Genomic DNA, 25479 nt, shown 5'->3' with positions numbered 1-25479 from the left:
GAGACACCCAACCGGTCAGCGAGCTCGACCCGCGACAGCGGACCCTCGTCACGCAGGAGCTTGAGGACCTTCGCCTGGGTCGCGTTCTCGGGTCGCCCGGCGAGCGAATGCGTCATGCAACCCATCGTGCCACGGCTTTCGACGCGCGACGTCGAAAGCCCCACGACGCTCCGTTCGAAGCCGACGCGCCGACCGCCTCACCCGTCCGATTGACGTGGCACGCTGAAATGCTCCACCAACGCGACATTTCAGGCGCGCTTGGTCACCTTCACCGTGCCACGCGGTCGCTTTCGGCGTGTTACGTCAGCCCGTGGTTGCAGGGGTACTCGGCCAGTGCGCCGGGGCCGGGCCCTCCCCGGTCCCGGCGCACCTATGAATCACTATTGAACTCGCAGCGCCTCCCCCATCGCCAGCAACGCCGCGCGGACCTGTTCGTCCGCGACCTCGCTGGCGACCGCGGCGTAGCGGTCCAGCGACTCGGCGGCCTGCTCGGCCAGTCCCTCGCCGAACAACCGCTCGGCCACCGCCAGATGCTGCGTCATCTTCCGTTCCTGCGCCCGGTTGATGTCGCCGCGCTCGTAGTAGTCGGCGACCAGGGCCCTGGCGTTGTCGAACGTGTACTCCTGGATGCGGATGTCGCGGAAGTACACCTCGTCCCCGCCGCCATGGTTCTGGATCCCGATGAAGCTCGGCGGATTCATCCGCGCCGGGTCCGTGTCGGTGTAGTCGTTGATCTTCACACCGTTCAGGAACACCTGGATCCGATCACCCTGGACGACGAGCTCGTAGGCGTTCCACTCCCCTGGCGGGTTCAGCGCCTCGTCGCGGGCTTCCTCGTCGGCACCCTGGAAGCCGTAGACGGCGCCGGTCGTGCGGTCCGGCTCGTCCGTGGCGTCGATCTGGATCTCGTGCCCCTGGTCGACGGCCGCCCACGGGTCGTCGCCGGGATCCGGGAAGCCGACGAACACACCGGAGTTGTCGTCACCGGGCATCATCCAGTCCAGCTTCAACGAGTACGACTCGAACGCCTCGTCGTACCAGTACAGACCCATGCCGCCGTACGACAGCAGCTCACAGCCGATGTGGTGGAAGCCGCCGGGTCCGGCCATCCGCCAGTTCGCCAGGCTCGCCTCGGTCCCGTCGAACAGGCTGCGGTAGCCGGGTTCGGGCTCGGTCGGCTCACACGGCTGCGGCGGCGGGCCGTCGGAGACGTGGAAGTACTCGAACGTCGCCGGCTGCCCCTCACCGTTGAACGCCGCCAGGCCGATCCGCGGGTTCGTCATCGTCGACATCGGGCGCGGCCGGCCGAACTGGGTCCATTCCTCGCCGTCGGCGGACCAGTACGCCGTCAGCGTGTGACCGTCGCTGACGACCTTGACGTGAGCGTTCTCGGCGATGCCCGCGGGGAGCTCACCGGAGCGGTCCAGGTCGGGATCGAACACCGCCGAGCCGGCCACGTCCTGACCGAACTCGAACCGCCAACCGACGTCGGGAATGTTGATCAGGACCGCCTTGGCGAAGTTCTGGTCACCGGCGTGGACCATGATCCCGGCCTGCTCGTAGTCCCCTCCGGCGGGGATCGCGAGCTGGGTGCTCACCTCGAACCCAGCCTCGGGCTCGTCGACGTCCTGCAGGATGACGTTGGCCGCGCTGGTGTTGCCGTTGTGCATGTCACCCTCGAGCGCGTCGATCTGCAACTGCCCGTCGGCGAGCCGGTAGTGCTCGGCGTCCGGGCGCAGGATCGTCGACCAGCGGCACTGGTCGAGCTCGGTGCCGTCGAACTCGTCGTTCGGGTCGACCTCGGCGTCGGGATCCGGGCAGGCCGCCTCGTCGGAGCTGAACATCATCGCGTCGATGTCCATCAGCCCACCGCCGTCACCACGGAACACCAGGAACAGCTCGTCGGTACCGCCCGGGTCGGTCACCGCGACCGGGGAGACCTGGACGTAGTTGTCCGGGCTTCCGGTGTGCGGCACCGGCACGGTCGCCGCCAATTCGCCGTCCGGCGCACCCATGCGTAGCTCCACGGTTCCACCGGGGCCGCCGGCGGACACTCGCATGCTCACCGACTTGATGCCCGCCAGGTTCCACGGTTCGAACGAGATCCAGTCGCCGTCGTCGATGTAGCCGACGCGGGCGCCGCCCTCGGCATCACCGTGGCTGACGACCTGCACGCCGCTCTGCGCCGAGAAGTGCTCGGCTTGGCGGTGCTTCGGCTGCAGGATGAGTTGCGCCGTACCCGTCGCCGGACCGGTGTCGGAGTTCGGCGGGGTGTCGGTGTACTCGGCCAACAGCAGCCCGAAGATGTTGTCGTCGGTGCCGTGTGCGGCATCGGACCCGGTCGGCACCGTGCCCGAACAGCCGTAGACGGTGTCGCCGCCGTGCGTGTGCTGATCGTGCCCGAGCGCGAAGGTGACCGCGACGTCGGCACAGTCGACCGGCTGGCCGTCCGGGTCGGTCACCGACAGCTCGTAGGCCACGTCGTCACCGAACGAGAACATCGAACCGTTGGCCGGCTCGACGAACTCGACCACCGGTGCGGTGTTGCCGACCACGATGTGCACCGTGGCCACACCTTGGTGGCCGTCCTGGTCGGTGACCGTCAACGTAGCGGTGTACTCGCCGTTCTCGGTGTAGGTGTGCGACGGGTCGGGCTCGGTGGAGTCCGTGGTGCCGTCACCGTCGAAGTCCCACGCGTAGGTGATGGTGTCGCCCGGATCCGGGTCGTTGGAGCCTTCGGAGCTGAACTGCACCGTCAGCGGGGCGATCCCGGATGTCGGGTCACCGCTGGCGACCGCCTCCGGCGACCGGGTGCCCTTGACGTAGTCGATGCGGTACAGCGCCGAGTTCTCGTCACCGTTGAAGAATCCGGTGCCGTAGTCGAGCACGTACAGCGAACCCTCCGGCCCGAACTCCAGATCCATCAACTGCGTGTTGTCGACGAAGGGGAAGGACTCGATGCGTCCCGGCGAGCCGTCCTCGTTGACGTTGATCGGTTTGATCCATTGCCGGCCGAACTCGTAGGCGAAGAACTTGCCGTCGTAGTACTGCGGGAACTTCGTCTCCGAGTCCAGATCCGGGTCGAAGTGATACACCGGCCCGCCCATCGGGGACTCGCTGCCGGAGCCGAACTCCGGCACCGACCCGCCGTCGTAGGCGATCCACGCCGGCTGGGCGGGCGGCACGGTCTCGAGGCCGGTGTTGAGCACGGAGTCGTTCACCGGCCCGTTGGCGCAGTCGAACTTCTCCCCGATCGGGTCGTTGAGGCCGTCGTTCGGGTCCGGCTCGCCGGTGTTCGGGTCCTCGCCGTAGTAGGCGGTGAAGTCCCGATCGACGTAGGTCTCCTCCGGGGTGTTCATGCCGGTGCAGTAGGGCCAGCCGAAGTTGCCCGGCTCGGCGACCCGGTTGAACTCGACCTGTCCCGCGGGGCCGTACTGGTTGGCGCTACCGGAGTCGGGACCGTAGTCGCCGACCCACACGACACCGGTCTGCTGGTCGACGCTGATCCGGAACGGGTTGCGGAAGCCCATCGCGTAGATCTCCGGGCGCGTCTTCTCCGTTCCCGGCTCGAACAGGTTGCCCTCGGGGACGGTGTACGAGCCGTCGTCCTCGACGTGGATACGCAGGATCTTGCCGCGCAGATCGTTGGTGTTGCCCGAGGTACGGCGGGCGTCGAACTGCGGAGCGCGGTCCGCGCGGTCGTCGATCGGCGAGTAGCCGTTGGACTCGAACGGGTCGGTGTCGTCACCCGTGGACAGGTACAGGTTGCCGTCGGCGTCGAAGTCGATGTCGCCGCCGTGGTGACAACAGTTGCCGCGGTCCTGGGGCACCTGCAGGATCACCTGCTCGGAGTCGAGATCGAGCTGCCCGTCGGCGAACTTGAACCGAGACAGGTTGTTGTGGCCCTCGTAGGCCTCCCACACGCTGGGATCGAGGCTACTGTGCACCACTTCGCCGTCGGGTGTGTCCAGGACCGGCGAGTAGTAGAGGTAGACCCAGCCGTTCTCCTCGAAGTTCGGGTCCAGGGCGATGCCCTGCATGCCGTCTTCGCGGAAGCCGTAGACCGGGACCTGCGCAGCCAGCGAGGTCTGTCCCGCCGCTGCGGTGTAGTAGACCGCACCGGAGCGGGAGGTGTGCAGCGCGCTTCCGTCCGGGAGGACGGCCACCCCCATCGGCTCGCCCATCTCCTCCGGCCCCTTGGCCAGGGTGATCTGGTCGAAGTTCGCTTCGACGCTGGCGCCGCAGTCGGCGTCGGCCTGCCCTGCGGCAGTCTGGATGCCGCCGAGCAGGTGCTGGACGAACTCGGGGTCGGTGAAGGACTCCGAGGTGTGCCCGCCGCCGGTGTACCACGCCCGGCCGCCGTCGTAGTCGTGGCACCACGCGATCGGGTGGTCCGCGCCCATGCCGCCGCCGTCGTACGTCTCCTCGTCCAGCGCGGCCAGCACGTGCACGTCGCCGCGCGGATTGTCCTGGAAGTTGTACCACTCGTCGGTGCGGACCCACTCCTGCGGCAGATGCGCCGTCGACGGATGCGCGTGGTCCTCGACCTCGACGGTCGCCTCCTGGATGGCCGGGTGGCTGTCGAAGTACGCGCCGACCAAATCGCCGTACCAGGGCCAGTCGTACTCGGTGTCGCTGGCCGCGTGGATGCCCGCGTAGCCGCCGCCGTCCTGGATGTAGGCCTCGAACGCCGCCTGCTGCTCGTCGTTCAGCACGTCGCCGGTGGTGGACAGGAACACGACCGCCTCGTACTGGGCGAGGTTGTCCTCGGTGAAGGCCGTGGCATCCTCGGTCGCGGTCACGGCGAAGCCGTTCTCGGCTCCGAGCTGCTCGATCGCCGCGATGCCGTCCGGGATGGAGTCGTGCCGGAATGCGGCGGTCTTGCTGAACACCAGCACGTCGAACTCGGCCTGCGCCGGTGCCGTCGGCTCCGGCTGGTCGGTAGCCACGGCCGCACTGCTCAGGCTCATCGGAACGGCGACGGCGAAGCCCACTGCGGTGGCGGCTGCGCGTCTGAATGACCTGCCTCGTCGTCTCGTCGGATCGTCTCTCACAACGCCCTCCTCGTGTGCGGTACTGGCGCGCTCCTGTAGCCCTCGGCCCGGGCGTGGTCGTTCGGCGAGGGGTATCGCGCCAGCGCGACACCCCTCGCCGATCACGTGATCACAGCTGTGCTCGCAGTCCTTCGGCGATGGCGTGCAGGCCGGCTCTCACCTCCTCGTCCGCGACGCCGTCGGCGACGGCGACGAACCGGTCGAGTGCAGCTTCGGCCTGCCGGACCAGGCCTTGCTCGCTCGTGTGCTCCGCGGCATCCAGATGTCCCAGCAGCCGGTTCGCCTGCGCGACACTGATCAACGCGTCGGCGCGGTACTGCTGGACCTGCTCTCGAGCGGCGGGATAGTCGACCGGCGCGTCAGGCACGAAGCGGAAGTGATCGAACGCGACCTGGACGGGCTCCTGCTGCTCCGGCCCGATGGCCATCAGCCCGATGGAATCCAGGACGGCGTCGTTGGTCACCGGCTCGCCCAGCGACGTCCACTCCTGCCCGTCCGCACTGATCTGGGCCGAATAAGTGGTACCGGATCTGCTCAGCCGCAGGTGATACCAGCCACCGTCCGGTTGGCCGGTGAGGTCGATCTGCCGGTTGCCACCGCTGCCGAAAGCACCACCTTGTTCGGCCACCAGCTCCGCGCCCAGAGCGGTCGCGGTCCCGGGCTGATTGCGGGCGACGACGTCGAACTTCACGTAGTTGTCGTCGTCGCCGTAGACGATCAAGCCGGCCAGCTGCCACCGGTGGACCATGGTGGGCGTCAGGGCGGTCTCGACCGTCCAGTCGCCGTCGGGCAAGCCCTGCAGGATGAAGTTTCGCGGGTCGTCGTTGGCCTCGCCGTTGATGTCACCGGGCTGGGTCTGAATCGTCAGCTGCCCGTCTGCAACCGCCACGGTCGACGCGTCGTAGCGCACCACCGAGTCCCAGCGGCAGCCATCGAGCGTGTCGCCGTCGAAGGTGTCCGACGGTTCCCGTACGCCGTCGTCGTCGGAGTCCGGCGTGACGGTGAAGTGTCCGAACACCGCGTCGACCTCGGGCGTGCCGGTGTCGCCGGCTGCCATGACGCCGACGGTGGCGCCGTCGATGACGTGACCTGCCCCGGCCATGTCGACCCATGTCTCGCCGTCGACGGAGTAGGCCGCGGTGAGCTGTGCGCCGTCACTGGCCAGGCGCAGGTGCGCCGTCGTCGGGAAGTCCGCGGGGACGGTCAGGTTGTCGTGCCACGTCCGGCTGCCGCCGGCCTCGGTCTGGAATTCCAACAACCGGCCGCCGGAGGCGTCGCGGGTGAAGGCCAGCTTGACGTAGTTGTCGTCGTCGCCGTGCATCAGCAGTCCGGCGTGCTGCCACTCGCGGGTGTGCTCGATCGTCACCGAGGTCTCGACCGTCCACTCGCCCGCACGGGCCGGCTGACCGACGTAGCTGATCGGGCCGGCGGCGTCTTCGTTGATGTCGCCGGCGGTCACCGGCAGCCGCAACGCGCCGTCCGCGACGGTCACCGGCGTCTGCTCGGCCGAGCGCACCGTGGTCCACCGGGTGGTGTTCAGGGCGTCGCCGTCGAAGTCGTCGGACTGGGCGATGGAGCACACCGGGCCCGGGTCGGGATCCGGGTCCGGCTCGGGCTGCCACACCTCGTCGGCCAACGTGAACCCGGCGAACTGGGCCCGGTTGGTCTCGGTGGAGCTGTGCGCCGTGACGGCGACGCCGATGTCCTGTGTCGCGGCCGCGCCGGGCAACACGACCGGCTCCCCGATGGCGGTGAAGTCCTCGCCGTCCTTGCTCCAGTACGCCGTGTACTGGTCGCCGTCGCGAACCAGGCGCACCCAGGCCGGGTAACTGGTCGAGCCGGCGCCGTCGCTGGCGTCGAGTTCACCGTTGCCGTCGGTGTCGCGCAGCCACTCGAACCCGAGACCGGCCCGCATGACCAGCGCGGCGTAGCCGGGCGATGCACCCGGCTGCGTGACGTCGTTGCGGACGATCAGCCCGGCCTTGGCCGAGTCCGCCGAGGCATCCTGCTGATCGATGCGCACCGTCGCCGTCCACTGCTCACCTGCGGCGGCGGGCAGGTAGGCCGCACCGTATTCGTCGGTCCCCTGCCACATGTTGGCCCCACCGGAGTCGATGACCCATGTGTCGGTGTCCGGCCGGTCGAACGACGCTTCGACGTTGCTGAACGTCTGCCAGTCGCCGTAGAGGTCGCCGACCTCCACCCGCACGATCCGCGACGTCCGGCTGGCGCCGTTGTCGTTGGTCGCCACGGCCGTCAGGTTGTACCGGCGCTGCTCGGTCGCGTCCCAGGTAACGGCGTACGGTGCGGTCTCGTCGACGCCCAGGGACACGCCGTCGGCGAAGAACTCCACCTGGGTGACGGTGTTCTCCGCGTCACGGGCCTCCGCGGTGATCTCGATCGGGCCTGGCTCGAGGTCGTCGTCGGCTGCCGGAGCAGTGATGGCCACCTCCGGTTTGGTGGTCGTCGCCGCACCCTTGCCGTGGGCCTCGATGAAGTTGAGCGTGCGCGCGCCGGCGCCGGGGAACACCACGTACAGCGTGAACGAATCAGCCGCGTCCGCGCCCGCACCGGGCACGGCGACGGTGGCGTCGACGTACCCCGTCGGCCCGGTCGGCGGGATCTCCGCGGTGCCCAGCACGTCGCCGTCCTTAGCATCGCGGCGCAGCTCGATCACCCCACCCTCCGGTGCGGCCGCGCGCAGCGTCAGGGCGTCGACGTTGTACAGGCTCATCGGCTCGTACGACGCCCACGCGCCGTCCGCGCCGGTGATGGCATCGCCGTGGCCCTCGATGTCGCGCGACCCGGCCGTGGTGATGCCTTCGGATTCGTCGAAGAACTCCGCTTCGCGCTGCCTCGGGAACAGCAGCGACGTGTCCTCACCGGTCAGCGGCGGGACACCACTGGCGCCACCGCTGTCGGTGTAGCGGCCGTTGAGGATGTAGAAGACGTTCATGTCCTCGCTGTGTCCGCCGCCCAGCTGGGTGATCACCGAGCCGGTGCGCCCGGACAACGGGTCGGCCGGATGCGGATGATCGTCGTGCCCGAGCGCCGGCTGGATGACGATGTCGTCGTCGGCGATGTCCTCGTCCTCGGCATCGGTCACCGTGACGTCCCACGCCACCTCGTCCCCGAACTCGAAGAACGAGCCGTTCGGCGGCAGGGTGAACTCGACCTCCGGCCTGGTGTTGCCGACCGTGATCGGCGCCGTGGTGGTGCCGGTCTTGCCGTGCGGGTCGGTGACGGTCAGGCGCGCGTCATAGACGCCGTCCTCGGCGTAGGTGTGGTTGGCCGTCGGCCCGGTCGCGTCGATGGTTCCGTCGCTGGTGAAGTCCCACTCGTAGGTGAGCTCCTCGCCTTCGGGGTCGGTGCTCGTGGTGCCGTCGAAGGTGACCTCGAGCGGGCCCGGCCCGGAATCCGGCGTCGCGACGATGTGCGCCTCCGGCGAGCGTGAACCCGATACGTAGTCGACGCGGTACAGCCCTGAATCCGGGTTGTCGCGGCCGAAGCCGCCGCCCCAGTCGAGGACGTACATGGAGCCGTCAGGCCCGAACTTCGAGTCGATGGGCGCGAGGAACTCCTCCTGCGGCAGGAACCGGTTCACCTTCTCCAACTGCGTGGTGTCACCGTCGGGGATCAGGGTGTACATCGCGTTGCGCGACCACTCGTAGAAGAACGCTTTGCCGTCGTAGGACGACGGGAACTTCGTGTCCGACTCCAGCTCCGGGTCGAAGTGGTAGAACGGCCCGCCCATGGGGGCCAGTCCCCCGCCCTGCGCGATCACCTCGGGCACCGACGAGCGCTGGTAGCCGTACCACAACTGCGGCGCCTGGACCGGTGGCAGCTCGGTCAGCCCGGTGTTGCGCACGGAGTCGTTGATCGGGTTGTCGCAGTCGAAGTACTCGCCGACCGTGACCGGGTCGGTGGTGTAGTCGACGTCGCGGAACGGCTCGTTGTCGCCCATGCACAGTGGCCAGCCGTAGTTGCCGGGTCCGGTGATGAGGTTCCACTCCGCGATACCCGCCGGGCCGCGGTTCGGGTTGTCCGCGCTGTTGTCCGGCGAGTAGTCGGCCAGGCTGATGTGTCCGGTCTCCGGGTCGACGGAGAACCGGAACGGGTTGCGAAAGCCCATCGCATAGATCTCTGGGCGGGTCTTGTCCTCGGTGTCCTCGGACTCCGGGAACAGGTTGCCCTCGGGGATGCTGTACGTGCCGTCGGGCTCGGGGTGGATGCGCAGCAGCTTGCCGCGCAGATCGTTCGTGTTGGCCGACGTGGCGCGGGCGTCGTGGAACGTTCCCTCGCGCTCGGACAGGGGGGCGTAGCCGCCGGACGGCTCGGAGTGCGGGTTCACGTCGTCGCCCACGCTGAGGTAGAGGTTGCCGTCGGCGTCGAAGTCGAGACCGCCGCCGGTGTGCCCCGGCTCGTCAGGCAGCCTGCGGGCCGGGACTTCCAGGAGTACCGCCTCGGTGGCCGGATCGATCTGGGAGTTCTCGCCGACGGTGAACCTCGACAGCCGGTTGACGAAGTTCGCCGGGTCGGTGTCGTCGTCACTGGCCGGCGAGTAGTAGACGTACAGGTGCCCGTTGGCACTGAAATCCGGGTCGAGCGCGATGCCCAGCAGGCCGTCCTCACCGCCGGAGTACACCGGGATCGTCACCGCGGTCGAGGTCGTCTGTGTCTGCGGGTCGTACACCCGGATCTGACCCCGGACCAGTTCGGTGAAGAACACTCGACCGTCCGGGGCGATGTCGATCGCGAACGGCGCACTGGTGTTCTGGTCGAGCGGCACCCGTTCGAACTGGTCCCACATGGTGCCGCCGCAGTCGCCCTCGGCGAGCCCGGCGGCCCACTGGACACCGCCGACGATGTGCTGCACGAAGTCGGGTTCGTCGGTGTAGTGGGCGCCGAAATGGCCCATGGCCGTCACCCACGCGCGGCCGCCGTCGTACGGCTTGCACCACGAGATCGGGTGGTCGTAGCCCATGGCGTTCTCGCCCGGGTCGTACGTCGTCTCGTCCATGGTGGCCAGGACGTGGGCGTCTCCGCGCACGTTGTGCGAGAAGTTGTACCACTCGTCGGCGCGGTCCCACCGCTGCGGAAGGTGCTCGGTGGACGGGTGTGAGTCGTCCTCGATCTGGACCGTGCCGGGCTGGCCCGGGCTGGTGCCGGTCGCCGCATGCCCCGGCATCAGCGAACCGACCAGTTCGTCCCACCACTGGTAGTTGCCGCGCATGTCGGCGGCGTTGTGGATGGCGACGATGCCGCCGCCGGCCTGCTGGTAGCGCTCCATGGCGGCCTTCTCGTCATCCGTCCAGGGATCGCCGGAGGCCTGGAACATGATCAGCGCGTCGAAGCGGGCGAGGTCGTCGTCGTTGAAGATCGACGAGTCCTCGGTGTGCTCGGAGGTGATGCCGGCATCGGCGAACGCCGACTCCAGAACGGGCACGCCCTGCTCGATCGCCTCGGTGTGCCGATACGCGGCAGTCTCGGTGAAGATCAGCACGTGCGCGTCACCTGGCGGTGGTTCGTCCTGGGCCGGTGCCGGTGCGGCGCTGAGCAGGGCCAGCGCCAGCGCCGCGGCCAGAGCCACGACCAGGAGTCTTCCCCAACGCTGACGTAGTGCGACGTTCATCTTCGACTTCCTCCCGGGGCGAGTGAGCATGAGCGTCTGGGCAGACCCCGCGGCATGCGGGACCGACGCGGAGGCGAACCGTGTGAGCGGCGCGTCACCCCCTCAGGCCCGTCAGGAACGCCAGGCCATCGACGGCCAGGGCGTCCTGCGTCGCGGCCAGCGGCCGCCAGATCGACGCCGCCGTCGCGATGGTGGCGTTGTCGGCGGTGAACGACTCGATGACCAGCGGGCCGTGGTAGCGCGCTTCGTCGAGTGCCGAAGCCATGCCGGCCCAGTCCAGGTGATCCGCCCCTGGAGCGCCCCGGTCGTTGGCGCTGACCTGCACGTGGGCGATCCGGCCGGCAGCGCGGCGAATCGCTGCGGGAACGTCGCGCTCCTCGATGTTCATGTGATAGACGTCCAACGCCAGCGCGCAGGCGTCCGGCGGTAGCCCGTCCAGGGCCTCCAGAGCCTGGTCAACGGTGTTGAGCAGGCTCGTTTCGTACCGGTTGAGCGGTTCGACGGCGAGGCACACCCCGGCTTGCGCGGCATGGTCCACCACCGGGCCGAGACTCTCGCGCAGCTGGGCGTACCGAGTACGTCGCTCGGCAGCGTCCATCCGCCATGTGCGACCGACCGAGGCGTAGGCCGGCCCGGCGATCGTCGGCGAGCCGACTACCTGCGCCACGTCGACGACGTGACGCAGGTAGTCGCGGGTGGTGGCGACCGTTCCCCGGTCGGTCGCCACCAATTCGCGGCCCGCGCCCATGACGAGCACGACGCTCGCCGCGAGGCCCAGCGAGTCGAGCAGCTTCGCCGCCCGGCCCGGATCCCAGTCGCCGGGGTTCTCGACCGGCAGCTCGATCACGTCGAAGCCCCAGTCGGCGATCCGCGGCGCGAGCTCGGCCAGGCTCGTGTCGGTGAGGGGCGAGGTCCACACCCAGGTGTTGACTCCCAGCGCCCGGTTCATCGACGTCAACTCCTCGTGTTCTCGAACGGTCGTGGCTCAGCGGTCCTGCCATGCCTCGGGGTAGCCGGGCAGGTTCTCGCCACCGAACTTGGCGTAGTGCAGGCTCGGCATGTCCGCGTTGCGCTGCAGGTATTCATCGCGGTCGGCTTCGGTGACCGGCGCTTGCGGCAGCACCCACTCCGACGGCACTTGCTCGCCGTTCCAGATCTGCACGGCGGCCTCGATCGGGGTGCGCCACTGGAAGTTGGAGTAGACCGGGGCGATCGCCGTCATGCCGGTCTCCTGCCACTTGCGCATGAAGCTCAGCTCGTCCTCGCCGACCATCACGGGGTAGTCGTTGCCGGTGTCCTCGAACGCCTCGACCGCCGCGACGGCGCCGTCACCGGCGTCCATCCAGATGCCGTCGACGTCACCGCGCTGCAGGTACTGCGTGACGATGTCCTTGATCGCCGCACCGTCGCCCTCGGTGAATTCGTCTCCGAGGATCTCCAGGTCGCTGTCGGCGAAGATCTCCTGCGCCGCCGCCCACCGGTGTTCGAGCACGTCCACGCCGGGCAGGATCCGCAGCGCCAGGACGGTCGACCCCGGTTCGAGGTTCTCGACCAGGAACTCCGCGCCGTCGGCTCCGTAGGCGTAGCCGCCGATCGGGTGGATGAACGTCACCATGCAGTCGGTGTTGACGCCGCGGTCGAACACGATCACCGGAACGCCGCTCTCGCAGGCCGCCTCCACCGCCGGGGTGAGGGTGGCGGTGGTGGACGGTGAGATGATGATCGCGTTGCAGTCGCCGGCGTCGACGAATGCCTGGATGTCGGAGATCTGCTTGTTGTCGTCGTCGCCCGCGTCGGACACCCGGAACTCACCGATGTCGCCGCTGTCCTTGTAGACCTGAACCTGCTGCTGCATCGTGATCCAGCCGGTCACCCGCCACGGATTGCTCACCGAGGCGTTGGAGAAGCACAGCGTGTTGCCGTCCTGCGCGTATTCGGCGGTGTCGACGTACTCGGGCTCGATGGCCTGCAGCCATGGCTGGTCGGCAGGGCCTTCGGGCTCGATGTCGCGCTGGGCGAGCTGGCGCTCGTACTCGGACTGGACGAACCACTCGTCGGCATCGGATTCCTCGGCCTCCTCTTCGGAGTCGGCCTCATCACCGGCCTCGTCGTCGACCACCTGGTCGACCTCGTCGGTCGAGTCCGCTGGGTCGTCAGTGGTGCACGCCCCGACCGCCAACGCCGCGGCGACCGCCACGACGGATAGAACGCGGGTCTTCCGCATCGTCTTGTCCTCCTCGGTTCATGTCACGAACGTGCTGGTTCCGGACGTGCATCGTCGACGGGTGGCGCGGGCTGCGAACGCTCCCGGGCCGCATAGGCGACCGCGGCGATGATGATCAAGCCCTGTGCGGCAGGCCTGATGGTCGACGGCAGACTGAGCTGGTTGAACAGGGTGAACAGGGCTTCGACGGTCAAGGCGCCGGCCATCGCGGCGATCACCGTTCCCCGGCCGCCACCCAGCACCACACCGCCGAGGACGACCGCCGTGATGGCTGCGAACTCCAGCCCCTCCCCGACCTGCGCGGTCACCCCCGCATAGCCGCCGATGAGCACGGCCGCGAGCGTCGCCATGACACTGGACAGCACGAACGCCGCGGTCCGCACCTGCCAGACCCGCACGCCGGAGAACGCGGCGGCCTGTTCGTTGTCACCCACCGCGATGAGCACGCGGCCGTACGGGCGCCGCATCACCACCACCGCGGCGATCACGACCGCGACCAGGATGAGTAGCGACCACGGCAGCAGCCGGACCACCGGCATCTCGACGCCGCCTCGACCGGGCTGGCGGAACGCCTCGGACAGTGCGCCGGTGGGGGCGCCTCCGGTCCACAGCCGGTTCGCGCCATAGAGCACCAGCATCATGCCCAGCGTGGTGATCAGCGAATGCACCTTGAGCACGGTGGTGATCAGCCCGTTGACCAGCCCGACCAGGACACCGAACACCAGCATCAGCAGCAGGACCGGACCCGTGCGGCTCTCTTCGCCGTCGATCAGCGCTGCGGCGATGACCACTTGCGTGCCCACCAGCGATCCGACCGAGAGATCGAGCTCGCCGGCGACGATCACGAAGTACTGGCCGATGGCCAGGACCACCAGCGGTGCGGCGTTCTTGATGAACGCCATCAGCGACGGCGGCTCCATGAAGCTCGGGTTCATCGCGAAGATGCCCGCGAAGATCACGATGAGCAGGGCGAACACGGTGGCGCTGCCGCCGCCGAACAGCGCGCTGGCCACGCCGGCGACCCTGGAGGCGCCGGAGCTGCGGTGTGCGGGACGCGGGGCGGTCATCGGTCACCTCCGTGCCCGGCCACGACCTGGTCGCCGTCGGCGCCGCCGGCCGTGGAATCCGGCGGGCGGTCCGGGGCCCGACCCGGCCCAGTGCCGCCGTCGTCGCCGTCGCCGCCGAAGCGTGCCCGAGTGGCACGCCGCTCGACCTGCCTGCGGGCATAGATGGCCACCGCGGCGATGATGACCACGCCCCGCAGGACCTCCTTGAAGAAGGGGTCGACCTGCAAGACGTTGAACACGGTGTCGAGCTCGGCCAGGATGAGCACTCCGGCGAGCGTCCCGGCGACCCCGCCCCGCCCGCCCATCAGGAACGTCCCGCCCAACACCACCGCGGCGATCGAGTCGAGCTCGTAGCCGGAGCTGTACACCAAAGCGCTGCCCGTGCCGAACCGGGCCGCGATGAGCAGTCCAGCCACGCCAGCGGCGATGGAGCACAACACATGCGCGGTGATCATCACCCGGCCCGTCCGGATGCCCGACAGCCGGGCCACGTCCTCGCTGCCGCCCACGGCGTACATGTGGTAACCGGTCCGGCTCGTGCGCAGATAGGCGATGCCCGCGGCCATGGCGAGCAACATCACCGCGGCCGACAGCGGCACGAAGCCGATCCGGGTGTAACCGAACTGCCGGAACGCTTCAGGCACGGCGCCGGCCGGGCCCTTGTACCGGGTGTCCAGGTAGCCCTTGATGATCAGGCCCATCCCCAGCGTCGTGATGAACGGATTCACCTTCAACACGGCGATGATCAGCCCATTCGCTAGCCCGATACCGCCGGCCACCAGCACCACGGCAGCGATACCGAGCGGGATCCGTGCAGGGTCGCCGGCCATCGTGGTCGCGCCGATGAGGCTGGACAACGCCATGACGTAACCGACCGACAGGTCGAGCGAACGGCACAGGATGACGAACGTCTGGCCGAGCGCCACGAACCCCAGCAGGCTGGATCGCGACAGCATCTCGACCGTGTTCGCGGTGCTGAGCAGATTCCCACCACTGATCGCGACGATCACCGCACCGCTCACGACCACGCCGAGCAGGGCCATGTACACCAGCTCGGTGGTGCCGAGACGGCGTCGCCGCGACGGCATCGCGGTGGCGGTATCAACCGTTGTGCTCATGACATCGGCCCTCCGGGCACCTGCCCCGTGGCCAGCGCCATCACGGCCTCCTCGGTGGTGCCGCCGGGCAGTTCACCGGCGATGCGCCCGTCGCGGAGCACGATCACGCGATCAGCCATCCCGATGACCTCGGGCAGCTCCGAGGACACCATGAGGATCGCCACGCCGTCGGCGGCCAGCTCACGCATCAAGGTGTAGACGCGATGCTTGGCTCCGACGTCGATACCGCGGGTCGGTTCGTCCAGGACGATGACCGACGGTTCGGTGGCCAGCCACTTCGCCAGGACGACCTTCTGCTGGTTACCGCCGGAGAGAAACCGCACCTCCTGGTCGGGGCCTCGTGCCACGAGGTCCAGCGAGGAGAGGAGGCCGGGGATCCGCCGCGCCCGAGCGGCGGCCCGGCGCGGGTCGACGGCGTCGAGCACCAGCCGGGCGTTGGCCGCCACGGACTGGTTCAGCGCCAGACCCTCGGCTTTGCGGTCCTCGGTGACCAGCGCCAACCCGGTACGCACCGCCTGCCGGGGCGAACGCAGCCGCACGGTGCGCCCGTCGACCTGGACCGTGCCACGGGTGAATCGGGCGATGCCGAACAGGGCATGGGCGATCTCGGTACGGCCACTGCCCTGCAGTCCGGCCAGGCAAGTGATCTCTCCGGCGCGCACCTCGAGGTCGATACCGTCGAGCTGGTCGTTGCCACCGCCGGTGACCCGAAGCCGCACGTCGCCGGGGGCGGTTCCGGGAAGTTTGTCGGGAAAGAACGACGAGATGGGCCGGCCCACCATCATCCGCACCAGCTCGTCCGGGCGAAGCGTCGCCGTGTCGACGGTGTCGACCAGCGCACCGTCCTTGAGCACGGTCACCCGGTCACAGAGGTCGAAGATCTCCTTGAGCCGGTGCGAGACGTACAGGATCGCCACCCCGCGCTCGCGCAGCCGGGCGATGAGGCGGTAGAGCAGGTCGACTTCTTCGTCGGCCAGCGCGGCCGTGGGTTCGTCCATCGAGATGATGCGGGCGTCGTACGACAGCGCCTTGACGATCTCCACGATCTGCTGGCCCGCGACCGACAGCGACCGTACGGGTGCCTGCGGGGTGAGCCAGGTCAGGCCGAGATCAGCGAGCAGCTGAGCGGTGTCGGCGTTCATTCGGCGCGCGTCCACCATCCCGCGCGTGCGCGGTTCGCGCCCGAGGAAGACGTTCTCGGCGACGGTGCGATCCGGCAGCAGGTTGAACTCCTGGAACACCGTGGACACGCGGGCCTGCTGCGCCTGCAGGGGGTGCTCGAACGCGACCGCGGCGCCGTCGAGCTCCACCGTCCCCGAATCGGCCTGGTGCACTCCGGCCAGAATCTTCATCAAGGTGGACTTGCCGGCGCCGTTCTCCCCGACCAGGGCGTGCACTTCGCCCGCGCGCAGATCGAGATCCACACCATGCAGGACACGCACACCGAGGAAGGACTTCGAGATCCCCCGCATCCGCAGGAGGTGAGTGCTCACGGCCGCGCCCCCGCCGGCCGCCTCCGGCGTGCTCGCCGTCATCCGCCCACCTCCACCCACGAGCCGTCGACAGCCGAGGTCACGACCGCCGTCGCGATCCGCGTGGCGCGCAGCCCGTCAGCGAAGGTGGGCAATCCGTCGGGAGATTCGCCCCGTACGGCCGCGGCGGTGTCGGCGGCGAAGGCGTTGAAGCAGTCCTGGTAACCCTGCGGGTGCCCGGCCGGGACGAGTGCGTAGCGCGCCGCGGGAGCGCTGAGCGTGTCCGGGTCACGGACGAGCACGGCGCTGTTCTCCCGCCCGCCCCACCACAGAGTCTCTGGGTTCTCCTGGTCGAAGCTGAGCGTGGCCTGCGCGCCCGACACCTCGAGCAGCAAGCGGTTCTTCCGGCCCGGCGACACCTGGCTGACCACGACCGAGCCAAGAGCACCTCCGGCCGTGGTGAACTGCATGGTCACGACGTCCTCGGTGGCGACGGCGCGGGGTTGCGGATCACCGCGGCGCTGGTTCACCGTCGCCGTGCGCGCACAGACCGCGTCGATGCGATCACCGGTGACGAACTCCAGCAGGTCGCACCAGTGCGAGCCGATGTCGCCGAACGCGCGTGTGGGCCCGCCTAGCCCGGGATCAACGCGCCAGTTGTCGTCGCTCGGATACAGCAGCCAGTCCTGCAGGTAGCTGCCGTGCGCCAGCGAGATCTGGCCAAGATCGCCGCGACGGACCCGCTCACGCGCCTCGCGCACCACGGGATGAAACCGGTAGACGAACGGCACGGTGGCCACCCGCCCGGCGCTGCTGGCGGCCTCGGTCATGGCGGTGGCCGCCGCCACGTCGAGCGCCAGCGGCTTCTCGCACACCACGTGCTTCCCCGCCGCCAACGCGACCTGGACCACCGGCTCGTGCAGGTGGTTCGGCGTGCACACGTGCACGGTGTCGACGTCGACGGAATCGATCAGCTCGGGCAACGTGGCGAAGGCCTGATCAGCGCCGAGGTGGGCGCGGGCCAGTTCAGCGCGCTCGCGGCTGGACCCCACGATGCCGACGACTCGGCCGCCTGCTGCTCGCACGGCGTTCGCGTGCACGCGGCCCATGAATCCGGTGCCGACGATCGCCGCTCGCTGCCCGCCGGCGGCAGGCTGATGTTGGTGGTCTGGGGTCTGCGTTGTGACGGGGGCCACTCCCATGGCCGATGAACCTAGCGGTGACTTTTGTCGCGTGTCAATCAAAAGTTGCGGGCTTGTTGCCAATCTATGGCGTGACGGGCAGACGCAAGACGGATGTGTTTCACTTACTAGATGCTCGAAGATTCAGTCGGTGGCGGCGCCAGCCTGCCGGCTCCACCTCCTGACCTGCTGGCCGATCCGGCAACGGGCGCGACCGTCGCAGGTGCCGGTGGGCTGCTGTGGCTGATGCGTGACGGCATGCCGCGTACCAGGTCCGAACTGGCTGCGGTCACCGGCCTGGCGCGCTCGACCATCGCGCAACGTGTCGACGCCTTGATGGCCGCCGGGTTCATCGGTCCGGCCGGCGAAGCCACGTCCACCGGCGGGCGCCCGCCGACCAGGTTCGCCTTCAACCCCTCCGCCCGGGTCACCGTGGCCGCCGACATCGGCGCCACGCACGGCCGCGTGGCCATCACCGACCTCGCCGGCGACGTCCTGGCCGAGCGGCGCGACGAACTCGACGTCGCCGTCGGGCCCGACCACGTGTTGGACTGGGTGGTGCGCAACTCCTACAGCCTGCTCGACGACATCGGCCGCAGCCCCAGCGACCTGCTCGGTGTCGGCATCGGCCTACCCGGCCCGGTGGAGCACTCCACCGGTCGCCCGGTGAATCCGCCGATCATGCCCGGCTGGGACGGCTACGACGTCGAGGGCTACCTGCGCGAGCGGCTGGGCGTGGCCGCTCTGGTGGACAACGACGTCAACATCATGGCGCTGGGTGAGCATTTCACCCAGTGGCGCGGCTTTCCGCACATGATGTTCGTCAAGGTCGCCACCGGTATCGGCAGCGGCCTGATCAGCGACGGTCGGCTGCACCGCGGCGCGCAAGGCGCCGCCGGCGACATGGGGCATCTGCAGCTGCCGCACAGCGACGACGTCGTGTGCCGCTGCGGCAACACCGGCTGCCTCGAGGCGGTCGCCAGCGGGGCGGCGATCGCCGCCGCCCTCACCGCGGCCGGCATCCCGGCCAGATCCAGCCGCGACGTCGTCGAACTCGCCCGCGGCGGCTCGGTCGAGGCGCTGCGTCTCGTCCGACAGGCCGGTCGCGACATCGGCGAGGTGCTCGCCGCCGCCGTCAGCCTGTTCAACCCGTCGGTCATCGTCATCGGCGGCTCGCTCTCCCATGCCGGCGAGCACCTCATCGCCGGTGTCCGCGAGATCGTCTACCGCCGCTCCCTGCCGTTGGCCACCCAGCACCTGCGCATCGTGCAGTCACGTACCGGCGACCGAGCCGGCATCATCGGCGCGGCGGTGATGGTCATCGACCACGCACTCGCGCCGGCCCAACTCGACACGCTGCTGACGGCGCCGAACGACAGCTAACAGCGCTGAAGCCCGGTGGCGATTCGCCTCGTGGCGGCCGGTGTTGCTGGGATCATGAGCCACCACCGGCGCTCCAACGCCGCAGGCGACTCATGAGCGCGATCGACACCAACCCCGAGCCCCGCGGGCGCGGTGCGCCGCACCCACGTGGCACGCTGAATGTGACCTGACGCGCCCGCTTTGCCCTGGTTTGTGGAACGCTTCAACGTGCCACGCAGCAACCTCAGGCCCATCACCACGACAATTCGCCTCGCGACGGCCTGTGCCGCTGGAGATCATGAGCCACCACCGGCCCTCCAACGCCGCAGGCGACTCATGATCGCACTCAGCGCGCCTGCGCACCACCCGCTGTCAGTGCTACGAGCCACAGGTAGCTCAGCCGTGCAGGCGAGCGCGTACCTCGGCGTACGGCTCCCGGATCTGGGCCGAGTCGGCCTCGGGCTCGACGGTCGTGTCGACCTCCAACGGCCATTCCGGCGGCGTCTCGGTACCGGCCAGCGCCCACGCCGCCTGCCGGGCGGCTCCGCGGGCGACGTACTCGGCGGCGGCCGGGACGACGACGGGCACCCCGAAGACGTCGGCCGCCACGGTCCGCACGGCCGCCGACTGGGCTGCGCCGCCGACCAGCACGATGCGCTCGACTGCCACGTCATGGGCCCGCAAGGCGTCCACGCCGTCGGCCAATCCGCACAGCATGCCCTCGATCGCAGCGCGCGCCAGCATCGGCTGCGTCATGTTCGCCCGCGTCAGGCCGGTCAGTGTTCCGGTGGCATCCGGCAGATCCGGTGTTCGTTCACCGTCGAGGTAGGGCAGGAACACCAACCCGCCCGAACCCGGCGGCGCCTGCATCGCCAGCCGATCGAGCCCGGCCAGGTCGGTCCCCAGCATCGTCGCCGTCGCCGACAACACCCGGGCCGCGTTGAGCGTGGCCACGAGGGGCAGGTGCCGCCCGGTGGCGTCGGCGAAACCGGCGACGATGCCGGTCACGTCGGTCACCGGCCAGTCGGAGACGGCGAACACCGTGCCGCTCGTACCCAGCGACACGACGACGTCGCCGGGTTCGAGCGTCAATCCCAGCGCCGCGCCCATGTTGTCGCCCGTACCGGGCGCGACTACCGCGTCCGACGGCGTCACGCCGACGATCTCGGCCGGCGAAGCGACGCGCGGCACGTCGAGACTCCGACCGAAGGCGAGCTCGAGCAGATCGGGCCGGTACGACTCCGTGGCCGCGGACCAGTAGCCGGTGCCGGACGCGTCGCCGCGGTCGGTGGTGGCTTGCGTCGGGCGCCCGGTCAGCTGCCAGGTCAGGTAGTCGTGCGGGAGCATGACCCGCTCGACACGGGCGGCGTTGGCAGGCTCGTTCGTCGCCAGCCAGCGCAGCTTCGTCACGGTGAAGCTGGCGACGAGCACGAGCCCGACGGCGTCAGCCCAGGCCTGCGGCCCGCCGAGTTCGTGGGTGAGCTCGCGCGCGGCACCGGCCGAGCGGGTGTCGTTCCACAGCAACGCGGGCCGCACGACCTCGTCGTCAGCGTCGAGCACGACCATGCCGTGTTGCTGCCCGCCGACGGCGACAGCGTCGGCGCGGTCGAGCAGCCCGTCGCCCGCCTTCTGCAGCGCCTCCCACCAGGCCCGCGGATCGACTTCGGTGCCGTCGGGGTGATCGGCGCGACCGGTGCCGACGACGGCGCCGGACTCGGCATCGGCGAGCACGACTTTGCACGACTGTGTGGACGAGTCGATTCCTGCCACCAGAGTCATGCGGGTCATCATGCCTGGTTCGTACCGCGTCGCGGGAGTGGGGCAGGCGGCTAGTTCGCTGGCGCGGCCGCCCGGCTGTAGGCCTCGCGTAACGCACCGAGGAACGTCTCCACCGGCTGTGCACCGGCGACGCCGTGCGTGCGGCCCAGCACGAAGAACGGCACGCCGTTGGCGCCCAGCTGGGCGGCTTCACGGATCTCGGCCCGGACGTCGTCGGCGAACTCATCGGAAGCCAGCACCCGGCGGGACTCGTCGGCCGGAACGCCGACGTCGCCGGCCAGCCGCACGAGAGTGTCGTGCTCGCCCAGGTTCTCACCCTCGACCAGGTGCGCGGACATCAGGCGTTCGTGCAGGGCCGGCCCCGCGCCGTGACGACGGGCCAGGTGGGCGAGGCGATGCGCGTCGAAGGTGTTGGCGACCTTCGCGCGGTCGAGGTGATACTCGAGCCCGTCGCCAGCCGCCACCGCTGTGACGTGGTCGGTCATCGCCCGTACCCGCTCGGCGTCGCCGAACTTGCGGCGCAGGTATTCGTGCATGTCGCCCGTGGCGCCTGGAGCAACCGAAGGATCCAGCTGGTAGCTGCGCCAGATGATGTCGACGTCATCGGCGTGCTCGAACTGCTTCAGCGCCGCCTCGAGACGCCGCTTGCCGATGTAGCACCACGGACAGACGAAGTCGGACCAGATCTCGATCAGCACGTCACTGCCCTTCCGGTGACTCGGCCGAGGGCGCGATGGCGCACGAGCCGTCGGCACACCACGCCGATCCGGAGTCGGACGAACTGTCGATCAGGATCAGGCCGGCGCCGATGGCGGCCGAGGCGTTCTCGTCCGGACCGGTCCGCTCGACCGGGACTCTGTGTTCGACCAACCTGACCTCCAGAGGCGCGACGTGTGTGCTCACCGAGATCAGCATCGCCGCGTGCTCGGCTATTCCGCCGCCAGTCAGTACGGTGATGCTGATATGCTTAGGCATATGCGCACGACGGTGAATCTCCCGGACGAGCTCTATCGCGCGGTCCGGGTCAAGGCAGCCGAGGAGGGCCGCACCGTTACCTCCATCCTCGAGGAGGCGCTACGCAAGGTCCTCGCCGAGGCAGCAGACGAGCGGTCTGCTTACCGGGTGCGTCCGCTGAAAGGCGACACGACGGCAGCCGACGATCTACCCCTCGACGACAACGCGGCCATGCGCGACCTCATGGAAGACGACGACGCGTGATCATCCCTGACGTCAATGTGCTCGTGCACGCGTGGTGGGCGGATTCACCCGAACACGAGCGCGCTCGTCGGTGGCTCGAGAACGCCGTGGCCGCACCCGACGTCGTCGGCGTGTCGGAACTCATCTTGAGTGGAGCAGTCCGCGTACTCACTCACCCGCGCATCGCCGGCGGGGCTTTCACCAGCGCCGACGTAGTGGAACGCGCAGACGACCTCCGGCGGGCCAAGGGCGTCGTTCCCGTCCGCCCCGCGGGCCGGCACTGGGACATATTCCGCTCGTTATGCATGCGGCTCGGTGCGACCGGCGACGTCGTGCCGGACTGCTACCACGCCGCGCTGGCGCTGGAGAACGACGCGACGTTCGTCAGCACGGACCGGTTCTTCAAGCGTGTCGACGGCCTCGACTGGCAGCCACCGTGGTGACCGTGCGCCGTCGGCAGCTCAGCGTGCCGCGATCACCCGGAACACCACGGCCAGCTGCGCGGCCCGTGGGCGCAGGACGTACCGCGGCAACGGGCCGGGACCGCACGATCCGCTGCCGATCCCGTGCTGGGCGATGTCGAGGTTGACGTACAGCCGGGCGCTGCGCACCAGGTCCACCGGATGCGCTGCGGCATCCAGCGCCTCGCTGGTCCAGCGCCGCACCGTGAAACCGAACGACGGGTCGCCGTCGAAACCGATACCTGCTCCGGTGTGCGCATCGGTCAGCTCCACGCGCCGCACATCGATACGGTGGCCGTTCTCCTGCGGATGCACGTACGGCGTCTGCATACCATCCACGGTCGTGGTGAACCGGCCCATCCGTGCGGCCTGCCGGGTGTCGGGGTACGCCTCGCCGGGCCCGTAGCCGTACCAGCTCACCTGGTCGAACGACGCGGGAATGGCCAGACGCAGCCCGAGGCGGGGCAACGGAAGGTCCGGCCACACGCCGTCGGGCTCCACGTCCAGCTCCAGCCGTACGGCGTCGTCGGATACGCCGGTCCAGCGATACGTCGCGTTGAGCCCGAAGGCACGCCCGGCCGGGGCCACCCGCGTACGCACGACCACGGCGGTGCCGTCGACTTCGACCGCATCGGTGCGGTGGCGCATCCGGTGCAGCCCGACCTTGCGCCACGACGCCGCCGGACTGTCCGCCTGGACGCTGTCGTTGTCGGTTGGTGCTCGCCAGACTTCCAAGCGTGGACCCTCGGTCTCGATTCCGCCGAGACTGACCAGCACCCCGGTGTCCGGGTGGAACGACGCGGGGCCGACCCCCGGCGGATCGATTCGTGCCGCACCCACTGGCGCGACTCCGGTGGGCGAAGAGGTCGCGGCGGCGAGCCGGACCTGTCCCCACGCGACCTCGTGACCGGCCGGCGCCCACGCCGTGTCCTTCGCCAGCGTCGCGCGCACGGTCAGCCACGTGTCGCCATGCGTGTCCGGCTGCGCGGGCGCGGGGACCGCCACCGACTCGCCCGCGGCGACGACGGGTACGTCGAGGTCACCCCGCGCGATTTCGTGCCCCTCTTCCTCGATCAGCCAGCTGAAGCTCAAGTCGGCGGTGTCGGCGAAATCGCGCAGATTCGTCACCGTGACGGTGCCCGCATCGGGGTCGGCAGCGATGCGTACCGGCTCGATGATCTTCGCGAACTCCACCAGTCCGGGTGACGGCGTCCGGTCCGGAAAGACCAGGCCGTCGGCGATGAACGTGCCGTCGTGCAGCGGTTCGCCGAAGTCGCCGCCGTACCCGAAGTACTCTCGCCCCGACGCGTCGCGGGTGCGAACGCCGTGGTCGATCCACTCCCAGACGAAGCCGCCTTGGCACCGCTCGTAGCGCTCGAACAGCTCGCGATACTCCAGCAGCCCACCGGGGCCGTTGCCCATGGCGTGGGCGTACTCGCACAAGATGAACGGCTTCGCCCGCCGGGCGGCATCCAGGGCTGGGTCGTCGAGCGGCTCTTCGGCCCGCCGGCCGATCGCGTCCACCTCGGCGTGGGGGGCGTACATCCGGGAGTAGACGTCGGAGCACACGGTGGTGTGGTCGCCTTCGTAGTGCACCGGACGCGACGGGTCGCGGTCACGAGCCCAGGCGTACATGGCGCGCAGGTTCGCACCCGTACCGGCCTCGTTGCCGAGCGACCACATGATGATGCTCGGGTGGTTCTTGTCGCGCTCGACCATCCGGGCCATGCGGTCCAGACAGGCCTCGCGCCAGGCCGGGTCGTCCGACGGGTTGGCCCGCCAGTCTTCGAGCTCGAACCCATGAGTCTCGAGGTCGCATTCGTCGATGACGTAGAGGCCGTACTCGTCGCACAGATCGAGGAAGCGCGGATGCGGCGGATAGTGGCTGGTGCGAACGGCGTTGATGTTGTGCCGCTTCATCAACAGCACGTCGTCGATCATGTCCTGCTCGGTCAGGGCACGACCACGGTCGGGGTGGAACTCGTGGCGGTTCACCCCGCGCAACAGGATGCGCCGGCCGTTGACCTTCAGCAGCCCGTCGGCCACCTCGACGGTGCGGAAGCCGATCCGCAGCCGCATCCGCTCGGCTTCGGTGACGACCTCGCCGTCGTACAGGCGCGGTGTCTCGGCCGACCACGGCTCCACCGCGGCGACGTGGATCTCTTCACCGGCGGCGGCATCGATACCGAGCTCCGGGACGACGACCCGCGTCGCCGCTGCGCCGACGGTGTCGACCCGCAACCCGCCGGCGCCCGTCCGGTGGTCGTAGGTGGCGTGGACGTGAACGTCATCGATCCCGCCGACCGGGCGCGCGAGCAGAGTGACGTCGCGGAAGATCCCCGACAGCCACCACATGTCCTGGTCTTCCAGGTAACTCGCCGCCGACCACTGATGCACCCGAACCGCCAGGACATTGCGCTCGCCGAGGCGGACCTGCTCGGTGACGTCGAATTCCGACGGCAACCGGCTGCCGGTCGCGAAACCGAGCTCGGTGCCGTTCAGCCACGCTGTGAACTGCGAGTCCACGCCGTCGAACCGCAGCACCACACGATGCCCGTCCCAGCCGACCGGGACGCTGAAGACATGGCGGTACTCGCCCGTGGGGTTCTCGGCCGGCGGGCGCGGCGGGTCGAGCGGGAACGGGTAGACGATGTTGGTGTAGGCCGGTGCGCCATAGCCGCACAGCTGCCAATGCGCCGGTACCGGCAGGTGCGCCCACGCGGAGTCGTCGAACGACTCGCGCCAGAAACCGTCGGTCCCCTCGTGCGCCGTGGGTGCCCACCGAAACCGCCACGTACCGTTCAGTGACATCGCCGGTGCGTCCGAGCTGGCCGTGGCGCGCGGCGGCAACGTTCCGGCGGAGGGACGATGATCAGCGAGGTGGCGGGCGGTTGTGGGCAAGAAGACTCCTCCGGCGGAACCGTTCGGCAAC

The 25479-nt window shown here is 69.3% G+C and carries 15 protein-coding genes; 3 read left to right on the top strand and 12 right to left on the bottom strand.

The features are described 5' to 3' along the window. Positions 1-380: 380 nt before the first annotated feature. The 8 genes from M6444_RS16020 to M6444_RS15985 form a co-directional block, all read right to left on the bottom strand. The gene (locus M6444_RS16020) at positions 381-4970 is read right to left on the bottom strand and encodes a ThuA domain-containing protein (RefSeq protein WP_363326395.1); all 4590 of its coding nucleotides are present in this window, start codon (positions 4968-4970) and stop codon (positions 381-383) included. A 193-nt stretch (positions 4971-5163) separates the two neighbouring features. Further along, complete coding sequence (locus M6444_RS16015; protein ID WP_298329516.1) at positions 5164-10686, bottom strand: ThuA domain-containing protein; 5523 nt, start codon at positions 10684-10686, stop codon at positions 5164-5166. A 94-nt stretch (positions 10687-10780) separates the two neighbouring features. Beyond that, the gene (locus M6444_RS16010; protein WP_298329512.1) at positions 10781-11635 is read right to left on the bottom strand and encodes a sugar phosphate isomerase/epimerase family protein; all 855 of its coding nucleotides are present in this window, start codon (positions 11633-11635) and stop codon (positions 10781-10783) included. A gap of 36 nt (positions 11636-11671) precedes the next feature. Further along, positions 11672-12910 (bottom strand): substrate-binding domain-containing protein, encoded by a 1239-nt coding sequence (locus M6444_RS16005; RefSeq protein WP_298329509.1) that lies wholly within the window; start codon positions 12908-12910, stop codon positions 11672-11674. Positions 12911-12933: 23 nt separating this feature from the next. After that, a complete protein-coding gene (locus M6444_RS16000) occupies positions 12934-13977 on the bottom strand; it encodes an ABC transporter permease (protein WP_298329507.1) in 1044 nt (347 codons plus the stop codon). Beyond that, on the bottom strand, positions 13974-15095 hold the full coding sequence (locus M6444_RS15995) for an ABC transporter permease (protein ID WP_298329504.1): 1122 nt from the start codon (positions 15093-15095) through the stop codon (positions 13974-13976). Before M6444_RS15995 ends, M6444_RS16000 begins: the two co-directional genes overlap by 4 nt. Then, positions 15092-16630: a sugar ABC transporter ATP-binding protein gene (locus tag M6444_RS15990; protein WP_298329501.1), complete on the bottom strand. Its 1539-nt coding sequence runs from the start codon at positions 16628-16630 to the stop codon at positions 15092-15094. Before M6444_RS15990 ends, M6444_RS15995 begins: the two co-directional genes overlap by 4 nt. Next, positions 16627-17769: a Gfo/Idh/MocA family oxidoreductase gene (locus M6444_RS15985; RefSeq protein ID WP_298329499.1), complete on the bottom strand. Its 1143-nt coding sequence runs from the start codon at positions 17767-17769 to the stop codon at positions 16627-16629. Before M6444_RS15985 ends, M6444_RS15990 begins: the two co-directional genes overlap by 4 nt. Before the next feature lie 111 nt (positions 17770-17880). On the opposite strand from M6444_RS15985, the gene M6444_RS15980 reads away from it, so the two are divergent. Next, the gene (locus M6444_RS15980; protein ID WP_298329496.1) at positions 17881-19131 is read left to right on the top strand and encodes an ROK family transcriptional regulator; all 1251 of its coding nucleotides are present in this window, start codon (positions 17881-17883) and stop codon (positions 19129-19131) included. A gap of 375 nt (positions 19132-19506) precedes the next feature. On the opposite strand, the gene xylB is transcribed toward M6444_RS15980, so the two are convergent. Genes xylB through M6444_RS15965 form a run of 3 tightly spaced genes read right to left on the bottom strand, consistent with a single transcriptional unit; the run spans position 19507 to position 21864 of the window. Beyond that, a complete protein-coding gene (gene xylB / locus M6444_RS15975; protein ID WP_298329494.1) occupies positions 19507-20889 on the bottom strand; it encodes a xylulokinase in 1383 nt (460 codons plus the stop codon). A gap of 50 nt (positions 20890-20939) precedes the next feature. Then, positions 20940-21587 (bottom strand): DsbA family oxidoreductase, encoded by a 648-nt coding sequence (locus M6444_RS15970; RefSeq protein WP_298329491.1) that lies wholly within the window; start codon positions 21585-21587, stop codon positions 20940-20942. A 1-nt stretch (position 21588) separates the two neighbouring features. After that, positions 21589-21864 carry a hypothetical protein gene (locus M6444_RS15965; RefSeq protein ID WP_298329488.1) on the bottom strand — a complete coding sequence of 92 codons (276 nt, stop codon included), beginning with the start codon at positions 21862-21864 and terminating at the stop codon, positions 21589-21591. Here M6444_RS15965 and M6444_RS15960 point away from each other — a divergent pair, their 5' ends adjacent. After that, the gene (locus M6444_RS15960) at positions 21865-22107 is read left to right on the top strand and encodes a ribbon-helix-helix protein, CopG family (RefSeq protein ID WP_298329486.1); all 243 of its coding nucleotides are present in this window, start codon (positions 21865-21867) and stop codon (positions 22105-22107) included. Then, entirely contained in the window at positions 22104-22529 is a 426-nt protein-coding gene (locus tag M6444_RS15955; protein ID WP_298329483.1) for a TA system VapC family ribonuclease toxin, read from the top strand. The genes M6444_RS15960 and M6444_RS15955 overlap by 4 nt, the downstream gene beginning before the upstream one ends. 18 nt (positions 22530-22547) lie before the next feature. Here M6444_RS15955 and M6444_RS15950 read toward each other — a convergent pair whose 3' ends face one another. After that, complete coding sequence (locus tag M6444_RS15950; protein ID WP_298329481.1) at positions 22548-25448, bottom strand: glycoside hydrolase family 2 TIM barrel-domain containing protein; 2901 nt, start codon at positions 25446-25448, stop codon at positions 22548-22550. Positions 25449-25479: the final 31 nt, after the last annotated feature.

Source organism: Haloactinopolyspora sp. (assembly GCF_027324685.1).
Lineage (GTDB): Bacteria > Actinomycetota > Actinomycetes > Jiangellales > Jiangellaceae > Haloactinopolyspora.
The sequence above is the reverse complement of the archived record's forward strand: the minus strand, read 5'-3'. Positions and strand labels throughout refer to the sequence as shown.

Coding starts and splice junctions, on each gene's coding strand:
- M6444_RS16020 (WP_363326395.1), bottom strand. CDS start 4,970: ATGAGCCTGAGCAGTGCGGCCGTGGCTACCGACCAGCCGGAGCCGACG.
- xylB (WP_298329494.1), bottom strand. CDS start 20,889: ATGACTCTGGTGGCAGGAATCGACTCGTCCACACAGTCGTGCAAAGTC.
- M6444_RS16000 (WP_298329507.1), bottom strand. CDS start 13,977: ATGACCGCCCCGCGTCCCGCACACCGCAGCTCCGGCGCCTCCAGGGTC.
- M6444_RS15965 (WP_298329488.1), bottom strand. CDS start 21,864: ATGCCTAAGCATATCAGCATCACCGTACTGACTGGCGGCGGAATAGCC.
- M6444_RS15995 (WP_298329504.1), bottom strand. CDS start 15,095: ATGAGCACAACGGTTGATACCGCCACCGCGATGCCGTCGCGGCGACGC.
- M6444_RS16015 (WP_298329516.1), bottom strand. CDS start 10,686: ATGAACGTCGCACTACGTCAGCGTTGGGGAAGACTCCTGGTCGTGGCT.
- M6444_RS15980 (WP_298329496.1), top strand. CDS start 17,881: ATGCTCGAAGATTCAGTCGGTGGCGGCGCCAGCCTGCCGGCTCCACCT.
- M6444_RS16005 (WP_298329509.1), bottom strand. CDS start 12,910: ATGCGGAAGACCCGCGTTCTATCCGTCGTGGCGGTCGCCGCGGCGTTG.
- M6444_RS15985 (WP_298329499.1), bottom strand. CDS start 17,769: ATGGGAGTGGCCCCCGTCACAACGCAGACCCCAGACCACCAACATCAG.
- M6444_RS15960 (WP_298329486.1), top strand. CDS start 21,865: ATGCGCACGACGGTGAATCTCCCGGACGAGCTCTATCGCGCGGTCCGG.
- M6444_RS15990 (WP_298329501.1), bottom strand. CDS start 16,630: ATGACGGCGAGCACGCCGGAGGCGGCCGGCGGGGGCGCGGCCGTGAGC.
- M6444_RS16010 (WP_298329512.1), bottom strand. CDS start 11,635: ATGAACCGGGCGCTGGGAGTCAACACCTGGGTGTGGACCTCGCCCCTC.